This is a genomic window from Planktomarina temperata RCA23 (genome assembly GCF_000738435.1).
Classification (GTDB): Bacteria; Pseudomonadota; Alphaproteobacteria; order Rhodobacterales; family Rhodobacteraceae; genus Planktomarina; species Planktomarina temperata.
In genome coordinates, this window is the sequence record NZ_CP003984.1 from 2376601 (window position 1) to 2394686 (window position 18086).

The 18086-nt window shown below is 51.7% G+C and carries 23 protein-coding genes and 1 pseudogene; 10 read left to right on the top strand and 14 right to left on the bottom strand.

What is annotated here, in order from left to right; all coding sequences use genetic code 11:
* Positions 1 to 13 precede the first annotated feature (13 nt).
* Complete coding sequence (locus RCA23_RS11340) at positions 14 to 832, bottom strand: hypothetical protein (RefSeq protein ID WP_044050415.1); 819 nt, start codon at positions 830 to 832, stop codon at positions 14 to 16.
* A 210-nt stretch (positions 833 to 1042) separates the two neighbouring features.
* On the opposite strand from RCA23_RS11340, the gene RCA23_RS11345 reads away from it, so the two are divergent.
* The 4 genes from RCA23_RS11345 to RCA23_RS11355 all read left to right on the top strand — a co-directional run bounded on the left by RCA23_RS11345 (position 1043) and on the right by RCA23_RS11355 (position 2889).
* Positions 1043 to 1810, top strand: coding sequence for a hypothetical protein (locus RCA23_RS11345; protein ID WP_044050416.1), 768 nt, complete (start codon positions 1043 to 1045; stop codon positions 1808 to 1810).
* A gap of 266 nt (positions 1811 to 2076) precedes the next feature.
* Entirely contained in the window at positions 2077 to 2403 is a 327-nt protein-coding gene (locus tag RCA23_RS11350) for a DUF6626 family protein (protein WP_044050417.1), read from the top strand.
* On the top strand, positions 2400 to 2531 hold the full coding sequence (locus RCA23_RS16875; RefSeq protein WP_268870327.1) for a hypothetical protein: 132 nt from the start codon (positions 2400 to 2402) through the stop codon (positions 2529 to 2531). Before RCA23_RS11350 ends, RCA23_RS16875 begins: the two co-directional genes overlap by 4 nt.
* Positions 2524 to 2889 (top strand): hypothetical protein, encoded by a 366-nt coding sequence (locus tag RCA23_RS11355; protein ID WP_044050418.1) that lies wholly within the window; start codon positions 2524 to 2526, stop codon positions 2887 to 2889. The genes RCA23_RS16875 and RCA23_RS11355 overlap by 8 nt, the downstream gene beginning before the upstream one ends.
* 130 nt (positions 2890 to 3019) lie before the next feature.
* Here RCA23_RS11355 and RCA23_RS11360 read toward each other — a convergent pair whose 3' ends face one another.
* Positions 3020 to 3991, bottom strand: coding sequence for a plasmid partitioning protein RepB C-terminal domain-containing protein (locus RCA23_RS11360; protein WP_347721379.1), 972 nt, complete (start codon positions 3989 to 3991; stop codon positions 3020 to 3022).
* Between the two features lie 87 nt (positions 3992 to 4078).
* On the opposite strand from RCA23_RS11360, the gene RCA23_RS11365 reads away from it, so the two are divergent.
* Positions 4079 to 6424 (top strand): heavy metal translocating P-type ATPase, encoded by a 2346-nt coding sequence (locus tag RCA23_RS11365; RefSeq protein WP_044050419.1) that lies wholly within the window; start codon positions 4079 to 4081, stop codon positions 6422 to 6424.
* 66 nt (positions 6425 to 6490) lie between these two features.
* Positions 6491 to 7000, top strand: a complete 510-nt coding sequence (locus RCA23_RS11370) for a L,D-transpeptidase family protein (RefSeq protein ID WP_044050420.1) — start codon at positions 6491 to 6493, stop codon at positions 6998 to 7000.
* Here the strand turns inward: RCA23_RS11370 and lspA are convergent.
* Genes lspA through RCA23_RS11410 form a run of 8 tightly spaced genes read right to left on the bottom strand, consistent with a single transcriptional unit; the run spans position 6991 to position 11504 of the window.
* Positions 6991 to 7458 carry a signal peptidase II gene (lspA, locus tag RCA23_RS11375; protein WP_044050421.1) on the bottom strand — a complete coding sequence of 156 codons (468 nt, stop codon included), beginning with the start codon at positions 7456 to 7458 and terminating at the stop codon, positions 6991 to 6993. The two genes, RCA23_RS11370 and lspA, sit on opposite strands and share 10 nt — an antisense overlap.
* A 6-nt stretch (positions 7459 to 7464) precedes the next feature.
* On the bottom strand, positions 7465 to 8247 hold the full coding sequence (locus RCA23_RS11380; RefSeq protein WP_025054192.1) for a ZIP family metal transporter: 783 nt from the start codon (positions 8245 to 8247) through the stop codon (positions 7465 to 7467).
* Between the two features lie 26 nt (positions 8248 to 8273).
* Complete coding sequence (locus tag RCA23_RS11385) at positions 8274 to 8723, bottom strand: DUF411 domain-containing protein (RefSeq protein ID WP_044050422.1); 450 nt, start codon at positions 8721 to 8723, stop codon at positions 8274 to 8276.
* Positions 8720 to 9343, bottom strand: coding sequence for an SCO family protein (locus RCA23_RS11390; protein WP_044050423.1), 624 nt, complete (start codon positions 9341 to 9343; stop codon positions 8720 to 8722). Before RCA23_RS11390 ends, RCA23_RS11385 begins: the two co-directional genes overlap by 4 nt.
* The gene (locus RCA23_RS11395; protein WP_044050424.1) at positions 9343 to 9804 is read right to left on the bottom strand and encodes a copper chaperone PCu(A)C domain-containing protein; all 462 of its coding nucleotides are present in this window, start codon (positions 9802 to 9804) and stop codon (positions 9343 to 9345) included. The genes RCA23_RS11390 and RCA23_RS11395 overlap by 1 nt, the downstream gene beginning before the upstream one ends.
* A 25-nt stretch (positions 9805 to 9829) precedes the next feature.
* The gene (locus tag RCA23_RS11400; protein ID WP_044050425.1) at positions 9830 to 10489 is read right to left on the bottom strand and encodes a DsbA family protein; all 660 of its coding nucleotides are present in this window, start codon (positions 10487 to 10489) and stop codon (positions 9830 to 9832) included.
* Entirely contained in the window at positions 10486 to 10911 is a 426-nt protein-coding gene (locus RCA23_RS11405; protein ID WP_044050426.1) for a disulfide bond formation protein B, read from the bottom strand. Before RCA23_RS11405 ends, RCA23_RS11400 begins: the two co-directional genes overlap by 4 nt.
* Entirely contained in the window at positions 10908 to 11504 is a 597-nt protein-coding gene (locus tag RCA23_RS11410; RefSeq protein WP_052377150.1) for an SCO family protein, read from the bottom strand. The genes RCA23_RS11405 and RCA23_RS11410 overlap by 4 nt, the downstream gene beginning before the upstream one ends.
* Positions 11505 to 11676: 172 nt before the next feature.
* On the opposite strand from RCA23_RS11410, the gene RCA23_RS11415 reads away from it, so the two are divergent.
* From RCA23_RS11415 to RCA23_RS11425, 3 genes are all read left to right on the top strand, one after another.
* Positions 11677 to 12105, top strand: coding sequence for a MerR family transcriptional regulator (locus tag RCA23_RS11415; protein ID WP_044050428.1), 429 nt, complete (start codon positions 11677 to 11679; stop codon positions 12103 to 12105).
* Between the two features lie 2 nt (positions 12106 to 12107).
* Entirely contained in the window at positions 12108 to 12434 is a 327-nt protein-coding gene (locus tag RCA23_RS11420; protein ID WP_044050429.1) for a YnfA family protein, read from the top strand.
* A gap of 70 nt (positions 12435 to 12504) precedes the next feature.
* Positions 12505 to 12729, top strand: coding sequence for a hypothetical protein (locus RCA23_RS11425; protein WP_081871026.1), 225 nt, complete (start codon positions 12505 to 12507; stop codon positions 12727 to 12729).
* Between the two features lie 104 nt (positions 12730 to 12833).
* Here RCA23_RS11425 and RCA23_RS11430 read toward each other — a convergent pair whose 3' ends face one another.
* Entirely contained in the window at positions 12834 to 13664 is an 831-nt protein-coding gene (locus tag RCA23_RS11430; RefSeq protein ID WP_044050431.1) for a hypothetical protein, read from the bottom strand.
* Between the two features lie 636 nt (positions 13665 to 14300).
* Between RCA23_RS11430 and RCA23_RS16270 the strand changes: the two are divergent.
* Positions 14301 to 14417 (top strand): annotated as a pseudogene (locus RCA23_RS16270) (GDP-mannose 4,6-dehydratase); the annotation flags it as partial.
* Positions 14418 to 15098: 681 nt separating this feature from the next.
* Here the strand turns inward: RCA23_RS16270 and RCA23_RS11440 are convergent.
* The 3 genes from RCA23_RS11440 to RCA23_RS11450 form a co-directional block, all read right to left on the bottom strand.
* Positions 15099 to 15806, bottom strand: a complete 708-nt coding sequence (locus RCA23_RS11440) for an IS6 family transposase (RefSeq protein ID WP_044050433.1) — start codon at positions 15804 to 15806, stop codon at positions 15099 to 15101.
* Between the two features lie 71 nt (positions 15807 to 15877).
* Positions 15878 to 16891 carry a hypothetical protein gene (locus tag RCA23_RS11445; protein ID WP_052377151.1) on the bottom strand — a complete coding sequence of 338 codons (1014 nt, stop codon included), beginning with the start codon at positions 16889 to 16891 and terminating at the stop codon, positions 15878 to 15880.
* Positions 16892 to 17284: 393 nt separating this feature from the next.
* Positions 17285 to 17992, bottom strand: coding sequence for an IS6 family transposase (locus RCA23_RS11450; protein ID WP_044050434.1), 708 nt, complete (start codon positions 17990 to 17992; stop codon positions 17285 to 17287).
* Positions 17993 to 18086: the final 94 nt, after the last annotated feature.

An 18086-nucleotide genomic window follows, 5' to 3' on the forward strand; every position in this document is an offset into this window, starting at 1 on the left:
GTTGAAATTTAATTTAGCCATAATGTGGAGCTGTCGCGCCATTTGTGCGTATCGCTGTTCCATTGATCGAGGCATTCGGCATTGAACTCACAGTGATCATTTTGGAGGTAAATTCGCGGACATCGCGTGCACGTCGTTCTGCAAGATCACCAGCATCAACCTGCGCTTTGCTATCCTGGGCACGTTGATCCAGATCTTTGCCGGAAGATACTAGGACTGCGTCAATGACACCTGCTTCGTTGCAACCGTAGACAATTGTACCTGTGCCATCATCGTGACAGCGCACAAGAGCAACCGCATAATCTTCTTCATAGTCTGTATTTGGTTGAATGAAGGTAGGAAGCTCAAATGTGCTGACCCCGACCTGGACCTCTGCCAGGCCATCAAGCGCTAGCTTTTTATAATCATCCTTGCTCATTGTGCTGGCTTTTTGTGCCTTAGGAACACGGCGCACCTCTTCAATGCCGCCACATTCTTGCACATAGCTGGTGAAGCTTTGATCTGGACCTTTCATGTCATGGGCGATCGCAATCACGCGGGCGTAAGAGTCCTCACGCCGACCTGCTTTACCAAAGACATAGCGAATGACCTTCAGTGCTAAGCTGGTATTTGCCTGAATTTTTAGATCCAAATCTGTGAGCAGTGAGGCAAAGGCACGACGCTTGCCTACTTCGGCCTTCAACTCAGAATAAAGTGCGTAGATTTGCTCCAAGATTGCATAGAGCTCAGTTGTGGCGGCACGCATTGTGCCTTCTTCCCAGACCACGCGCGCGGCGGACATTTGCTCGAGGCGCGTATGGATGTCGTGTTTAATTTGAGATTGAACTGACATTGGTTTTTCCTTTCAGAACATTTGATTGAAACCCCTGAAAACACAGGGGTGGTTGCAAACTCTGATGCTGGATGACGCTTCATGACACAAAGTTAAGGTGAACAGTCATTTGCGGGCATGTAGGTTCAAACAAGCACAGAATGAGACTCACGCTATCGACTTTGAACCTTGAAAAACTAAAACCATATACATCATGAAGGAGATGGTTTTATGGTCTACGACGCGACCATTGAGCTGCAATCGCCACTGAGCTTTATGACAGCTCCGCCAAATATAGACGATTTAAAAGGCACGAGATTCCGTGAGCCCAGAAATTCGCCCTATAAAGATGCACCTGCCTTCATGGCCTCGCTTTATTACTGGTGGTGGGCTTTCTTACGGCGCAACACCGCATACAAACGCACATGCCGCCAAAGTGGCAATGGAAGACTGGGGTGGCTTTATAATGATTTTGGGAATGTTTTTGGCAATGACTTCTTATCTTGGTGGCGAAGTCATCAATTGCTCTTTGCAGAACAGAATAAAGCAATGCCAGAAGAAGCAGGCATTGGCCTGAACTACTGGCTTGATCCTCGCAAACCCTTCAATCAGATCCACGAAGAGACTAAAGCACTGCACTTACGCGCACATTCACTTTTAAAAAATAATGAATCTACGCGTGCTTCCTCAGCACGTTACCCAATCTATAAAAATGTCTCTTCACACACACTGTACAAAACACTGACACTCTGGGATCTGCACCTGTATTATCCCGATATGTCAAAATATGACTTAGGTGTAAAAGCGGGGCTTAAGCCTAATCTTATGCCTGAGACCAAATATGGTGAACGGCGGACCAAACAGGCGATGCAGGTCAAAGCACACAATCACCGTGCGCGCACAAGCATTGCCAATCAGACCAGTCGATATCTACGCACAGCGCGGCAGTATATTGAGAATGTCGGCAAGGGTGAGTTTCCAAAATCTGTGGGCCGTTAAAACAAGTATAAACAACCTTAGGGTGCATTTTATCCACAGGTTCGCTAATCAAACACTGTGTTTGCAACAGTACTGTTTGCCCACTTTGCTCAAACAGTACTGTTTGGTCACTTGTAAATAAATGCCATGTTAACATGCAGTGTTTGCCCGCACATCAATAAGTAGAACACATCACACCTTTAAGGTGTATTCCTCATAAAAACAGATGTTTAAGTGATAAATAACTGTGAGGCAGGTCCTCCTGCCCAACAGTTGAGGAATTTTAGATGTCACGACATATTTTAGAAACAGCGCGCCGCGAACTTATCTCTGCAGGACTTGTGCAGCATTCCACGGAGTTTTGCCGCGCTTGGCTTGGGAAAAGTGAATGTTACCTGCGAACTTTGCGCATTCAAAACATTGACCCAAGCGCAGACGCACTTTCAACCTTTGCGAGTAAATTACGCTATTATGCAGAACGTCTTGAGCAGACTGGAGAAAGCAACCATCTAGCCCTGGCACGCTTGCTAAGAAAACATCAAAAACTAAGCGAGGGCGCCCTAGACCAAAAAGCGCGTCATAAGTGGATGCAGCCCGAGAGGATGGGTCTATGAAAGCGCTCGAAATGGGTCTTGCAGCTAAAAAATTTGCACTGCGGTTTTTTCTAGGGAAGTACTTATCAGTTCTGGGTGGTGATTTTGCGCCACCCCAGTATGTAAACCTAGGAGCTGCTCATGGATGATCGTGAAGAAATGCGCCGCCTCATTGACATGATCGAAAAGTCCGCAGGATCCAATACGATTGAGCAGGCAGTCGATGATCTAAAGACTTTTGCGAATACGGCCAGCTTCTTGGCAAACAAGCTCGATAGCAGGCTGAAGGCAGGCGAGGTGAAGAAGAAAAAGCCTGTAAAGTCTGGCAAGGGGATAGGGCTATCGAAACCAGCGTCACCTCCCATTCCAAAGTTCCGTAACACACCTAAACCGCAGGACTCTGTGAGTGGTATGCCTCAAGCTACCAGCACCAGCATCTCACAAGCCGACTATGACAAGGTGAAGCCCATGCGCCCAATGGGAGCGTTGAGCGCAAACGAGAGTTGATTTGTTACGCACTTAAGTGTCTGTTTTTAAGCAAAAAATGTGTATTATTTGCATAAAGATCGTCAGTTTTAGACTTGCCCAATCAAGAAGACGACAGGCATAGCGAGAATGGTTTTCAGCACATATGCTGTTATTCATCGTCCGAAGGCTCATCTGATGGGTCATCTTTGTCAGCATCTGCATCGTCTGAGCCTGTATTTGGATCCCGTTCTTCTGCGCTGACGGCATCGTCCATGCTCACAGTATTCACCACAAGCTCAAAGGTATCGAGAATATCAGGATGGTTCTGTGTTAGGTAATCTTTCACGGTTGGTGTGGAGATCAGTTTGCTTAAATACCCGCGCGCGACGACTAAATTAAGGAGGTCTGAGCCGTAATTGGCCTCTGCATCTTTGTACTTGGTTTGCACCTGGCTCATTTCTTTTTCCAGTTTAACGATCTTTTCTAACGGATCTCCTTGAGGAATGTCTGGTTTGGAGGGCGCCGTGTCTGTGCGCTGTTCTGGCGGTGTTGCCTTAAGTAGGGCTTCAGCGTGGGGTCCTGTGATTTTATCCGCCGCGATCATCAACTCGACGGCCTCCACTTGGCGGGCAGCTTTCATTTTGCGCAGGAAACGTGTGACCTCTGGGTTGAACTGTTGGTCTTGTAAGAGCTCAACGGCCTGGGGGCACACACCATGCAACAAGTTCACACGAGTGTTAATGGCTGAGAGATTGACATTAAACGCGCGTGCTAAGCGCTCTTTGCTGACACCTTTGTCGATTGCGCGACGCAACATATAGTGCTCCTGCACCGTAGACAGTCTATTTATGCGATGATTGTAGGTGTAGGTCTCAAAATCTTTGGCGATAAGACAAGGGGCCTGATCTTCGCCCAATTCCTTGAGTGCGAGCACGCGTAGGTTCCCATCGAGTAGGAGGAAGGTTTCGTTTTGGTCATCTGTTGGGATTATAGAAAGCGGCTCAATCAATCCAATTTCTTTGATGGAAGAGAGGATCTGTTTGAATTTGCGCGTGGTCATCACACCGTCAGGTACTTTCTTGCTTGGCATCAAATGTTCGATGGTGACTAATTGAGGCAGGTTTTCGTAGTTTAAACGAATATCGGACGGGCTGTCGTTTTTCTTCTTGAAGCTCTAGTTGCTGTAGCTCGTATCCTTGCCAAATAGTCGCGAATCTAGGGATAATTCATGCCACACGTTGCTGCTCATCATGATCACGATCATGCCGCTGCTTCTTCTTCAGAAACAGGTACAAGTTGCTGCGGCGGTGATGCTATCGCGCCAACGCAAGTCAGCGCCTCCGACGGGCGAAGTTTTCACGTCAGCGGTTTGGACTGCGCGGAAGAGGTCTCGATCCTCAACAAAGTCGTCGGTCCAGAGGTCGGAGGGGCGGAATTTCTGGCCTTTGACGTCATTAACGCCAGAATGACCGTTCTTGAAGGTGGCACGTCAGTGTCCTCGGACAACATCATCAAGGCGGTCGCATCAACAGGCATGACGGCCAAACCGTGGGATGTCGAGGACGCCAGCGCTGATCAGGCTGCACATCTGAAGAAACAAAAGCTGTTCACGATGCTGAGCGGAGGCTTTTGGGCGGCGGGGTTCATTTACCACCTTGTTGAAACTGGCATCGGCGGGGCCATCGGCATTTTTTCCGGCCATGGTGAAGCCGCGATGCCAATTGCGGAAATCGCCTTGTTCGCTGGCGCTATTCTATTAGGTGTGTGGCTGGTCGCACCTAAAGCATGGTCGTCTGCGCGTCGGATCTCTCCTGATATGAACCTGTTGATGGTGGTTGCCGTTGCCGGTGCAATCGCACTTGGAGAGTTCTTTGAGGCCGCGACTGTTGCGTTTTTCTTCTCACTTTCACTGTATCTTGAAAGCTGGAGCGTCGGGCGCGCACGCAATGCTGTCTCGGCACTTCTCGACCTCGCGCCTCCTACGGCGCGGATTATTTACGATGATGGGTCTGAGGCTGATATGCCTGCAGCGGCCGTTGCTATTGGAACCAAGTTCATCGTGCGCGGTGGTGACCGCATTCCTCTCGACGGAGAAGTTGTCGACGGGGCGGGAGCCGTCGACCAGGCCCCCATTACAGGTGAAAGCGCCTTGGTGCCAAAGGAGGCAGGCGACGATGTCTACGCGGGCACCATAAATGGTGAGGGCACGTTGACTGTACGGGCATCGAAGGCCGCGTCTGACACGGTTCTGTCCAAGATCATTCGCATGGTTGGCGATGCGCATTCGCGTCGCGCGGAGGTCGAACAATGGGTGACAAAGTTCGCCCGCATTTACACGCCAGTTGTGATGGTGCTTGCCATTCTCATTGCTGTAATCCCCCCACTTGTCGCGGGCGGCGATTGGGGCTTTTGGTTCTACAACGCACTGGTTCTTTTGGTCATCGCCTGCCCTTGTGCTTTGGTGATCTCGACTCCAGTTTCTATTGTCGCGGCCCTCGCCGCCTCGGCGCGCAACGGTGTGCTGATCAAGGGCGGAGCCTATGTCGAAGCCCCGGGTCGCACGACAGCACTAGCCATGGACAAGACCGGTACGATCACCATGAGTGAGCCCGAGGTTGCGGCCATTTATCCGCTTGGTGACACAAGCGAAGCCGAACTTATGGCACGGGCCGTTGCCCTCGAAGCGCGCTCGTCACATCCTCTGGCACGGGCGATCCTTGGCCGTGCAGAGCGAGACGGAATAAAAATTGTCGCCGCCGAGGATACCCGAACCGTTCCAGGACGCGGCCTTGAGGGTCAAATGGATGGTCAGTCCATATGGCTCGGCTCCGATCGGTTTGCCGAGGAAAAGGGCCTTGGCGGGGATATCCCGGCTGATCTACGCAATCAGATCGAAGGCGCTGGAAGCACGCTTGTGGCGATCGGTGACGCGAAAGGCGTCAGCGGCGTTCTCGAACTGCGTGACCGGATCCGGCCAGATGCCAAGGGCATTATCGCGCGCTTGCACGCTCAAGGCGTTAAAAAGATCATCATGCTAACGGGTGACAACGCGGCCACCGCAAGTGCAGTGGCTGCCGAGGTCGGCATCGACGAGGTGCGTGCAGAACTCTTGCCCGAGGACAAGGTCACAGCGATCGAGGAGCTGGTCGCACAATATAGCACCGTCGCAATGATCGGGGACGGAGTGAATGACGCACCGGCAATGGCGCGTGCGCATTACGGCATCGCAATGGGCGCAGTTGGGTCGGACGCTGCGATTGAAACGGCGGACATCGCGCTCATGACCGATGATATCGGCAAAGTTCCATGGCTGATCGGGCATTCGCGCCGGACCATGTCGATCATCAAACAGAACATCGGCCTGTCTTTAGCAACCAAGGCAGTCTTCGTAGTCGCGACCGCCTTTGGCATGGCGTCCATGTGGGGCGCGATCGCGGCAGACGTCGGGGTTTCGCTCCTCGTTGTCGCGAATGCCTTGCGGTTGTTACGAGCGCGCGACAACGATCAAGGACCGCGCGGCGGAGAGCAAGTTGGCGAAGAATTGGCAAAGGGCGCGCTGGCTCACGGCCATTGATTGGCGGAAGGCAACGCTGTATCAGATAGGCAAAACGAACTTCCGAAGAAGAGGCATTGGGCAGTAATGATAACAAAATTACCGAGACGGCTGTTCCTATCTGGTGCGGTCGCGACATTCTTGGCCGGATGCGCCAACAAATTCAGTTCGTACACTGGCCCTGACGTGACACGCCTGCGCCTCTACAAATCTCAACGACTGCTCGTTCTCGATGGAGCGCAGGGCGTGCTGCGCTCTTACCCGGTCGGGCTTGGTTTTGCCCCGGAAGGACACAAGCAATTCGAGGGCGACGGACGCACGCCCGAAGGAACCTATACCATCGACCGCCGAAATCCCGAGAGCCTGTTTCATCTCTCAATTGGCATTTCGTACCCGAATGCGGCCGACCGCGCTTTTGCGGCAGCTCAGGGCCAGTCTCCAGGGGGTGATATCTTTATCCACGGTGGCCCGAGGCGGGGGATCGATCCAACGAATAAGCAGGACTGGACCGCCGGATGTATTGCGGTCAGTGATCGGCAGATTGAAGAGATTTATGCAATGGTGCGCGATGGCACGCCCATCGACATTTATGCCTGACGACGTGCGTCCCACACCGGATACAACAAAAGTACGCCAACGCCACATACGACAAAAACATCGGCCAAGTTGAAGGCCGGCCAATACAGGCCCGCGATGTGGAAGCTCAGAAAGTCAGTAACGGCTTGAAATCGGAAGCGATCTACAACGTTTCCGAGTGCGCCGCCAATGATCGCACCAAGTGCAACAGCTTCGATACGATTGTCGCTGCGAAAAAGCAGCACACCGAGAACGGCACATATCAAAAGCGCCAATGCCGACAGTCCCCACCAAGGCATGCCCCCGAACATCCCGAAGCTAACCCCATCATTTTGAACATACACAAGGTCGAATATGGGTAAGATTTGAATGCCGGTGGCAAACGAGGATGCGTTGTCCATGACAAAGAACTTCGTGACTTGATCCACGAAAAGAGCGATCAACACGGTAGTCAGGCCGGGAAGGATGAATATCTTCATCTTTTTTTATCCGAGCCAGACGTCCAAAAACAGCATGATGACCAAGCCGATCGCAAGGCCAAGTGTTGCCTTGTTCTGATGACCGCTTCGGTGGGTTTCAGGAATGATCTCGTGACTGATAACGTAGAGCATCGCACCTGCGGCAAACGCCAAACCCCAAGGAAGAAGCGGTTCGGAGATCGTGATGATCCCCGCACCCAAAAGCCCTCCAATGGGTTCAACCATGCCAGTTAATGCGGCGATCCCCCAAGCCCGGACTTTCGAATACCCTTCGCCGAGCAGTGACACCGCGACGGCCAGACCTTCGGGCGCGTTCTGCAGCCCGATCCCGATCGCAAGCGGCATACCACCTGACACACCGTCCGCGCCGAAGCCGACGCCAACAGCGAGCCCTTCAGGAAAATTGTGGATCGTGATGGCGATAATGAACAACCACACCCGTCGAAGGGATGCTGCCTCCGGCCCTTCGCGACCTGTGCTGAAATGCTCATGCGGGAGTTTCTCGTTCATGAGTGCCACGGCACCCATCCCGAGGAGGATCGCAATACACACAATAGCTGCCGGTGCGGCCTCGTTCACATACCGTAGTTCAGCAGCATCAAGTGCCGGTATAATCAAGGAAAAGAACGATGCCGCCAGCATCACGCCTGCTGCGAAACCAAGTGAGAGGTCTCGGGTAGCGCGAGACGGTACGCGACCAAAAAGCACGGGTATTGCGCCAATGGCGGTCATTGAACCTGCGGCAAGACTACCCAGAAATCCGAGCATGATGGGGGAGAGAGTGTCCAAATTTATATCTTTCGTTGTAAATCTCTTCAGTCGCCAGAATAGCTTGAGAAGACTTCTGTCGACCCGTCGTTGTTGATGAGAAACACGTCGTAGGCCTCACGCCAGCGGCTCTGATCCATACCAGGCGAGCCAAGCGGCATGTCCGGCACCGCGAGGCCTACTGCGTCTGGTCTTTCGCTGAGTAACCTGCGTATATCACCCGCTGGGACATGGCCTTCGATCACATATCCGTCGATGAGCCCCGTGTGACAGGACACCATACGTTGCGGAACGCCATTATCGAGTTTGAAGCGTACAAAAAGGCCTGCAAACATATCCTCACCTGTGGGTTCAAAGCCGTTTTCTTCGAGGTGTTTCATCCACGCTAGGCAGCACCCGCAGCCATTCGTCTTAATAACTTCAATTTGGGTCGCTTGGGCGATGGCCTGAGCGGCGAAGCTCATTGAAAAAAGGGTTGCGAGCGTAAAAAGCTTCATGAGGATTGTTCTCCGGTTCTTGCAAGGACGCGGCGGATTTTTGGCACCGCGAATTCCCGTTGTTCATGGTAGTCTATTGTGCCGGAAAACTGCCCCTCAGCATCAAAGAGAAAGACGCTTGCCGTATGGTTCATCGTATAGTCGCCGTCCGTGGCGACCTTTTCATAGCGCGCACGGAAGCCAGCGGCAGCGCGCGCTGTCTCTTCAAGCGTCCCGTTCCAGCCTTGGATAGCAGGGTGAAAATAATTGACATATTCCGCCATGGCGTCCACGGTATCGCGCTCCGGATCGACCGTGATGAACACGACGTTCATGTCCGCAACATCATCTCCAAGGTCGTCAAGCCAGCCAGAAATATCCGACAATGTGGTTGGGCAAACATCGGGGCAGTATGTGAAGCCAAAAAACACCATGGATGGATTGCCCAGAAGCGACGCGGGTCCGACGGTTGCACCGCCTTGATCGGTCATCTGAAAGTCCATCTGGGTGAGCGGCAAGGGTCGCTGAGCTACAGGTTCAGGCGCGCCGGGACCGTTCACTCGCCACCAGCCAATAAATAGCGTGAGCGCAAGCGCCCCGCTTATTGCGGCACCATAAGTGAAAAGGGTTCTTCGGTTCATCAGCCTTCCGGACCGAGCGCCGCAATGCCAAAAATTGGAACGTCAACAGTCAGTGTCCCGCCATCGGCAAAGTTTAAGGTTAGCTGAAACGTCTCGCCTTCGATCATCTTGGCTTGCAACCGCATCAGCATCGCATGCATGCCGCCTGGCTCCAGCGAGACACTCTCGCCCGGAGAAATGTTGATTTCACCGACAGGGCCCATGGAACTGACACCATTTGAATCAGTCGTGGTTTCGTGGATGTCCGGCATCATGGCCAATGGGGTTTCCAGCCCGACCAATGTCACCGGGTCAGTGCCCGTGTTGCGCAGGGTCATGTAGGCTACGCCCGGACGGTTGGTACCGATAGACGCGCGGGCCCATGCGTCTTCGATCACAATGTCTTCCGAACCCGCAAGGGAAGCTGTAGGCAATCCGACCAGAATACTGAATGCAAGGGCATGGAAGGTAGATTTTCTCATAGGTTTGTTCCTGATAGTTTTCTGGTCATGATCCATTCGCCGAGACTTCCGCAGCCACGAGGGCGCGCAACTCATCTGCGCCGAAGGGATCAAGAGGTTTTCCATTTACGAAGAAGGTGGGTGTCTGGCGCACGCCAACCGCTTCCACATCGGCGCGATCTTGATTGAGAACGCCAACGGTCTGAGGAGCCATCATCTGCGTTTGCGCGTTGTCAGCGTTAAGACCAGCTTGTTCAGCGATCGCAAGGATTAAACCGGGCGCGGGGGCACCATGGGAGGCCCACCGGGGCTGGAACTCAAGGAGTGCTTCGAGGACCGGCTCAAAAACGCCCTGCATGCGTGCCGCTTCGAGCACACGAATGGCCTGTTCTGAGGCTTCACCGTGGAAGGGGGTATATCTCAGCACGACGCGTACATCGCCGTCATGCTCGGCCAGTATGTCCTTCACAATCGGATGGAAGGCGCGGCAGGCTTCGCAAGCCGGATCGAAGAACTCGACTATAGTCACAGGGGCTTCTTCCGGACCAATGATTGGAGAGTAGGACCGGATTAGTGTTTCCGCGATTTCCGGCTGGACTAGCTCAACCTGAACCACCGAGGCCGAGCGCGACTGAAACCAAACGGCGGCCGCAAAGACTGCAAGACCGACGAGAAGGACCGATAGAACGATCGATTTGTTTTTCATGTGCGTGGTTCCTTCAGGGAGAAAATGGACAGGACCACGATCAACCCGAAGGCGATCAGCGACAAGAGCGGGATTGGGACGCCGAGGAAGACCTGATTGTCATCGGTGCAAGACGGGCCGGTCGCTGTGCAGGGCTGGATGCGCTCCGGGAGAATTCCAGTGTAGAGGCCCAGATGCCAAAGTGCGATGGCGGCCCCACCAAGGGCGAGCGCAACACCGTAGCGGCCGACCCGATGATCTTCCCACCAGAGACCAAGGCTAAGAACGATGGCTAGCGGAAACATGAAAGCGCGCTGAAACCAACACAGATTGCACGGAGCCTGCCCCAGCACCTCACCGATATAGAGCACGGCCAGGGAACTTCCCAAAGCGACGATCCACGCGGCGGTCAAAGCCGTCTCTTTTGACATCAATCGGCTCATATCGACATCCGCGCCTTAAGGTCAGAAAGAATTTCTTCAGCTGATGTGCCATATGTCCAAGCCCCGACATATCCGCCTTGGGGATCAAAGAGGAACAGCTGAGAGGAATGCCCCATCGTGTACCCATTGGGCGAAGCCGCCTCTTCGATCTTCTCGTAATATACACGGAAGGTTTCGGACGTTCGCTTGATCTGATCCGCTGTACCGGTGAGACCGATGATATTGGCATCAAAGGCCGGGACAAACCCTGCCAGTTGTTCGGGCGTATCACGTTCCGGATCAATCGAAATAAAAAGAGGCTGGACTTGGGCCGCGTTAGAGCCGAGCCCATCCATGACGGCGGCAACCTCGGCCAAGGTCGTGGGGCAGACATCAGGGCAATTCGCAAAGCCGAAGAACACGAGCATCCAGCGCCCTGCGAAGTCTTCGTCCGTCTGCACCTTGCCTTGGTGATCGGTCAGTTCGAAATCCGCCCGGAACGCAGGATCATCAGCCCGCGGTTCGCTTCTGGTAGAAACCTGCAGCCAAATGAACCCAACAATCGCGATTGTGACGAGTCCCCAAAGCATTTTTTGTAACGTAGAAAATCTCATTGGTCGTATTACGCCCGATTCCGCCCATTTTTACAGCAGTCTAAATGTTCTAGCTGCTAGAGGTTCAAGCTATTTCTTGGCTAAGAAGCAGCCCTTCACGGACATGTGATTACAGTGCTGGCTTGCGCATGCCAATAGCTATAGCTACCAACACTATAGATATGGAGGTTGCATGCTGACAATTGGAAGCTTGGGAAAGAAGACCGGAACAAAAGTCCAAACCATTCGATACTATGAACAGATCGGCCTGATGCCCGAACCGGGTCGCACTGAAGGCGGGCAGCGGCGTTACGGTTACGCCGAAGTCGATCGCTTGTCCTTTATTCGACACGCGCGCCAGTTGGGATTTCCGCTGGAGGCGATCCGCGAGCTACTTGATCTTAGCGACAATCCGGATCGATCTTGCCATGAGGCCGACTCCATCGCTCGTCGACAACTCAAACAGGTCGAATTGCGGATGGATCGCTTGAAAGCGCTGCGCACAGAGCTGAAACGGATGATCCACGAATGCAGCGGAGGCAATACGGCCGACTGTAAGGTTCTCGAAGTTCTACGCGATCATTCTCAGTGCCTGACCAACCACGATGAGATTGGAGCCTAGTAATGCCAGCACTGGCCGCTTACCCACTCGCCGCATTGGCCGAAATTGCCGGTTGCTTCGCAATCTGTACCTGGTGGCGGCTCGGGGCAACCCCATTTTGGATACTCCCGGGAGGATGCGCCTTGTTAGCGTTTGGTTGGTTGCTGGCGCAGGTCGATACCACCGTCGCGGGGCGAGCATTTGCGGCTTATGGCGGGGTGTATATCGCAGCATCAGTTACGTGGATGTGGCTGGTTGAGGGCCAGCGGCCTGACCGGTGGGATGCAATGGGAGCGGCTGTCTGCCTCTTTGGCGCTGCCGTCATTCTCCTAGGTTCACGCAGCGCTTAAAGTTAAGCCTTTAACCTATAGTCACTGTAGCAATTATACCTTACTCAAAGACGATTCGAGGAGATGTATGATGAGCGCAGAAGACCGGCTGTTAGCAGCCACCCCAATCCTGAATTTCGGCCATCCGTCGATTGAGCAGTTGGTTGCGGAAAGAGGGTGGAAAGCTCTTGCGACCCATGACCGTATTGGCGCGGTCTACGATTTCGTACGCAATGAAATTGCCTTTGGGTCCAGCCGCGCGCCTTTCGAGTCCGGCGAAGTGCCTCGCCGATCTGCTCGGCCGTGCGTGCTGTGAGGTCCATGATGCGGCTCCTTTTACGGAGTAGCGTAAATCAAAGTAAATTACGCCGCAACGTAAATATTTTATTTTTACGCCACAGCGTAACATGCGAGCTACACTCACGACTGCAGCCCCGCAGCGCAGACCTGCTCGGGCGTCACCAGCTTTGACGCAATCAAATCCTCGGTCTGCCGGTTCGTGATATGGCGGCACAGGGGATGGCGCTCGTGAATCCACTCGGCGAGGCTCGCACGGCCTTTGGCTTCGGCCTCTCGCGCCTTCTCACGGTCGGCCTGCACCTGGGCAAGCCCCTTCTCCCACCGGCGCATCTTGAACCAGTTGTCTGAGAAACAGACCTTGCTGCGCGTGTAGCCTTCGCTTTCGTTGGCATAGGCTTTGATCGCTTGCTTCAGGTCATCGGGCTCCACACCGGCTTTCTCAGCCGCTGCAATCAGGCGCAGAGTAGTCCGCCGGTCTCGGATCCTGTCTTCGGGATAGGCCGCCAAGATCTTCTCAGTTTCAAAATCTTCAACCTCCGCCGCCGCCTCGCGCCTGCGCGTAGGTGGTTTATGGATGGTTTTAGGATGGTTTGGGGTCCACCGTGAACCCCGTACCCCGTTCACCGTGGACCCCGTACCGGGTTCAGGCTGGACGGGGTTCACAGTGACCCCCGTCTCAATGTCGGGCTCGGCGGTGGGGTCGAGCGCGGCCACGCGTTCCAGAACGATGCGGTAAATGACAGTGTAGCCGTTCTTGCAGTGTCGCCGCCCTGTCTCGATCAAGATGCCTTCACGCAGGAAGTCGATGATGGTGCGCTGGATCGTGCCCTTGGAGCACCAGATGCCCGAGCCATTATCGCTCGCCTTGTCAGCCAGGAACATGATGATCTGCTTGCGCGCGGCGCTGCCAAAGCGGCGTTCGGCGCATTCGTTTGCGATACGCCAGCTCATTGGACCACCTCACCGGTCAGAGGCCATGAAAAAGCAGACTGAGCGTTTGCGGTGCAGCACGGGCCTATGCTATTGTCCATTGAAAGCTGACAGGCTTTTTCTATTTGGCCCCGGTTCACAGTTGCCGCTGTGACGGGGCCTTTTTCGTTTTGAACCGGCGAAATTGGCTTTGAAACTTTCGCTTTTTGTTCACTTTTTGTCAGGGGGTGTTTTGCACCCTTAAGTCGTTGTTTTTGAAGTCTCTCTTTCTGGATTGCAAAAACAGTTACACTCGCCCAAACTTCCCATTTAAATACTTAAAAACAACGACTTAAGAGAAATTTACCCTTCAAAATCAGCTTACACAGTTGATACACAGTTTTCACACAAAATTGAGCAAAATCAGGGTGTTGAACACGGTAATTATGCCCCTGGAAAAGTTGATCCTCAGACTGCTAATGCGAACACAATGTGCAGGATAAATTCTGCTTTTCTGACAGCACTAGTACCTCGTTTTGAGCAGCCCCACTTGAGTGGTCCATATTGAAAGTTAGTGCATGATCGGCCTTTGGTCCATCGGGATGATGGCTTCGGGCGCTGGTGGGCGGTATCGTCAGATACGAAGATGTATATTCCAGGAATTAACGGAGAAGATAAATGAAGCGAGCTTTAATTACTGGGATAACTGGACAGGATGGCTCTTATCTAGCAGAGTTTTTGCTGTCAAAAGGTTATGAAGTACATGGAATAAAGCGCCGTTCGTCGCTTTTTAGCGGCCTCACCTGAAGACAAGTATAAGACGATCATACGCGTAGCTGCGAGTGATATGAGTGAAGATGAACTCGCTCAGTGGATTAGGAAAAACCTGGAAAAGATAAAAAGTTAATCTCGAGCAATAGTCTGTTACTTCCGAGGCTTAAGGGTTCCGATAAGCGCATTTGTGGTGTTGAACACACAATTCTTGCTTTAATACAACACACGGACTTACACATTTACATACACACCGTACATTTAATAAAAATAACTATTTAATTACAATTATTTAAACGCGTACATTCCATTGCAAATCCGTGTACACCGGTTCGATTCCGGTACCCGCCTCCACAATATCTTGTAGATATTAGCCAAAAACCACTACTCAAGACTACATATAGTCGCAATATTTCTGTACACAATTCGTACACAAAATATCGGTGTAGATTCGACGAATCCAATGCTATCGTTTGTGTGAACAAATGGGAGCAGTTTGCAGATGAGCTATGGAGTTAATTCCATACAAATTCACAAGAAGCTGAGGCTGGATAAGCGAGCAGGCAGTGACAACTGGTATGCTCGACTGACACTGCCAAGTGGCAAGCGACTTATCAAAACAACTAAGACTGAAGATGTAGAGAGTGCAAAAGGGTGCTGTCAGACGAATGAGAACTCGCATCAGATTGCAGGCGCAGCCTGAACCTATGCGCTCAATAGTTGGCGCCATTCAGCAAGAGCAGCGGTTCGATTGAGCTTGAAATTGTCTCGTGAGTAGAAGTGGCGTTCCTGATTGAAATGGTTGTGGACTGAAGAGTGGACTGCAGCGAACTTCTGCAGACATCGCATTTGTCGAAAGCGGAGCATAGCGCGTTCTCGTCGTCGAAACGGCAAGTGAGAATTCTCCGCCCTATTGTTACACCAGCGGCCCGTTTCCTGCCGATCCGCGTTGCCAACAACTTTCATTGCAGCGCCGTAGGAACGTAGTTTGTCCTTCACAACTACTTCTGGCCCGCCGTAGCGCTTCATTGCTTTTCTGAGAAATTTCAATGCCGCTTTGCGGTCTCGGCGCTTGGTAACATAACTTTCCAGTACCTCACCTTCGTGATCAACGGCTCGCCAGAGATAATGTGTCTCTCCATTTATCTTTACGAAGACCTCGTCCAAGTGCCATTGCCAGTTCGAATAAGATCGCATCCTACTGACCCGGTTTCTTCGTATCTCAGCAGCCAACATCGGACCAAATCTATTCCACCAAAACCGAACTGTTTCGTGGCTGATCTCAATGCCTCGTTCGTGCAGAAGATCTTCCACGTTACGGAGTGAGAGCGGAAAACGAACGTACAGCATCACAGCCAAGCGGATGATCTCAGGGCTCGTTTTAAAGTACCTGAATGGGGAGTGTTTTGTCATACGGAGAAGCTACGAAACAACCATGCCCGTCTCAACCTCGTTTTGTCTGACAGTGCCGTTATACATATTAATTAAATTTTCAATAAATCTGAAAGAAGCCTTATTGCGTTTTCAGTATTTTTAACATCATCAATGCCTGAATTTTTTTCGTAGTAAGCAGTCAGAGCTTCGGACGTCCATTTGCCATACATTCCATCGATTAATGAATTATAAAAGCCCAAGTCCAATAAGACTGACTGGACTTTTTTGCGATCCTTTTCAGATAGGTTAATGAAAGCTATCAAGAGCGGTGGGGCGATTTTATCACCATAAAGGAATTTGTCATTCTTCCACTCGCCAACAATTTTTGAGCCATCATACCCAGTGAAAGTGCCGTGACCGTTCCTTTTGTTGTCTTTCCATTGGCCGACGTATTTATCCCCATCAGCAAAAGTATATGTGCCTTGTCCGTTCCTCATGCCACTCTTCCAATCGCCGACGTATTTGTCGCTATTGGCTAAAGTTAATGTGCCGTGCCCATTCTTTTTACTGTCTTTCCAATCACCAATGTATCCGTCGCCATTATGCCAGATGAAAGTGCCTTGACCATTCATTTTGCCGTTTTTCCAATTACCGACGTATGTGTCACCGTTGGCTAAAGTTAGTTTACCGTGTCCATTTTTCTTACCGCCTTTCCAATAGCCTACATATTTGTTACCCATGGCGGACGTAAAAGCGCCCCTGCCGCTCTTTTCGCCGTCAGCCCACTCACCGGAATATTTGCTACCATCAACAAACGTGTAACTGCCGTATCCGTTCTTTTTACCATCTTCCCATTTTCCTACATATTCGTCACCGTTTGCATAAGTATAGGTGCCTTGTCCGGCTCTTTTACCATCTTCCCATTTTCCTACATATTCGTCACCGTTTGCATAAGTATAGGTGCCTTGTCCGGCTCTTTTACCATCTTTCCAATCACCAACGTATTTATCACCATAATGCCAGATGAATGTACCAAAACAATTATGAAAATTACCGTTCGATGGGCATGCTGATTGAGCAAAACCCACATTCACACCTAATATCAGCGCCGCAAACACTGACATCAATTTTGAGCTCAAGTATCTCATTAGATTAATATAGCAAAGTCATTCTGCGCTGTGTAATCTTTTTTAGGTGCGCATGACGGACAAAATTTTGTCCATGTCAAGTAGTGCGACACGACCAAATCTTCCAGAACGTATAGGCAGCGCTTCAGACATATCTCATTGATAAAATTCGAAAAAGGCTAGTGAAATTCTTTTGTCACTTTATCCAGCCCCATAACATGTGTCACTTTTCAATAGGGAAACAAGTCGATCCAAACATTAAAAAGAGACTTTAACTAAGCCCTGGAAACTGGAAGTTCTGTTTAGCCGGTGCTGTCAGACGAATGAGAACTCGCCTTGGTGCTGTCAGACGAATGAGAACTCGCATCGGATTGCTTGCGCAGCTTTAATCTATGCGCTCAATAGTTGGCGCCACTCAGTAAGAGCGGCGGTTCGATTGATCTTGAAATTGTCTCGTGAGTAGAAGTGGCGCTCCTGATTGAAATGGTTGTGGACTGAAGAGTGGACTGCAGCGAACTTCTGCAGACATCGCATTTGTCGAAAACGGAGCATAGCGCGTTCTCGTCGTCGAAACGGCAAGTGGGAATTCTCCGCCCTATTGTTTACCCAGCGACCCGTTTCCTGCCGATCCGCGTTGCCAACAACTTTCATTGCAGCGCCGTAGGAACGTAGTTTGTCCGTCACAACTGCTTCTGGCCCGCCGTAGCGCTTCATTGCTTTTCTGAGAAATTTCAATGCCGCTTTGCGGTCTCGGCGCTTGGTAACATAACTTTCCAGCACCTCACCTTCGTGATCAACGGCGCGCCAGAGATAATGTGTCTCTCCATTTATCTTTACGAAGACCTCGTCCAAGTGCCATTGCCAGTTCGAATAAGATCGCATCCGACTGACCCGGTTTCTTCGTATCTCAGCAGCCAACATCGGACCAAATCTATTCCACCAAAACCGAACTGTTTCGTGGCTGATCTCAATGCCTCGTTCGTGCAGAAGATCTTCCACGTTACGGAGTGAGAGCGGAAAACGAACGTACAGCATCACAGCCAAGCGGATGATCTCAGGGCTCGTTTTAAAGTACCTGAATGGGGAGTGTTTTGTCATACGGAGAAGCTACGAAACAGCCCGCTCCGTCTCAAGCTCGTTTTGTCTGACAGTACCCTGCATACCTATTCTACCGGCAAATACGGCTGTTAAA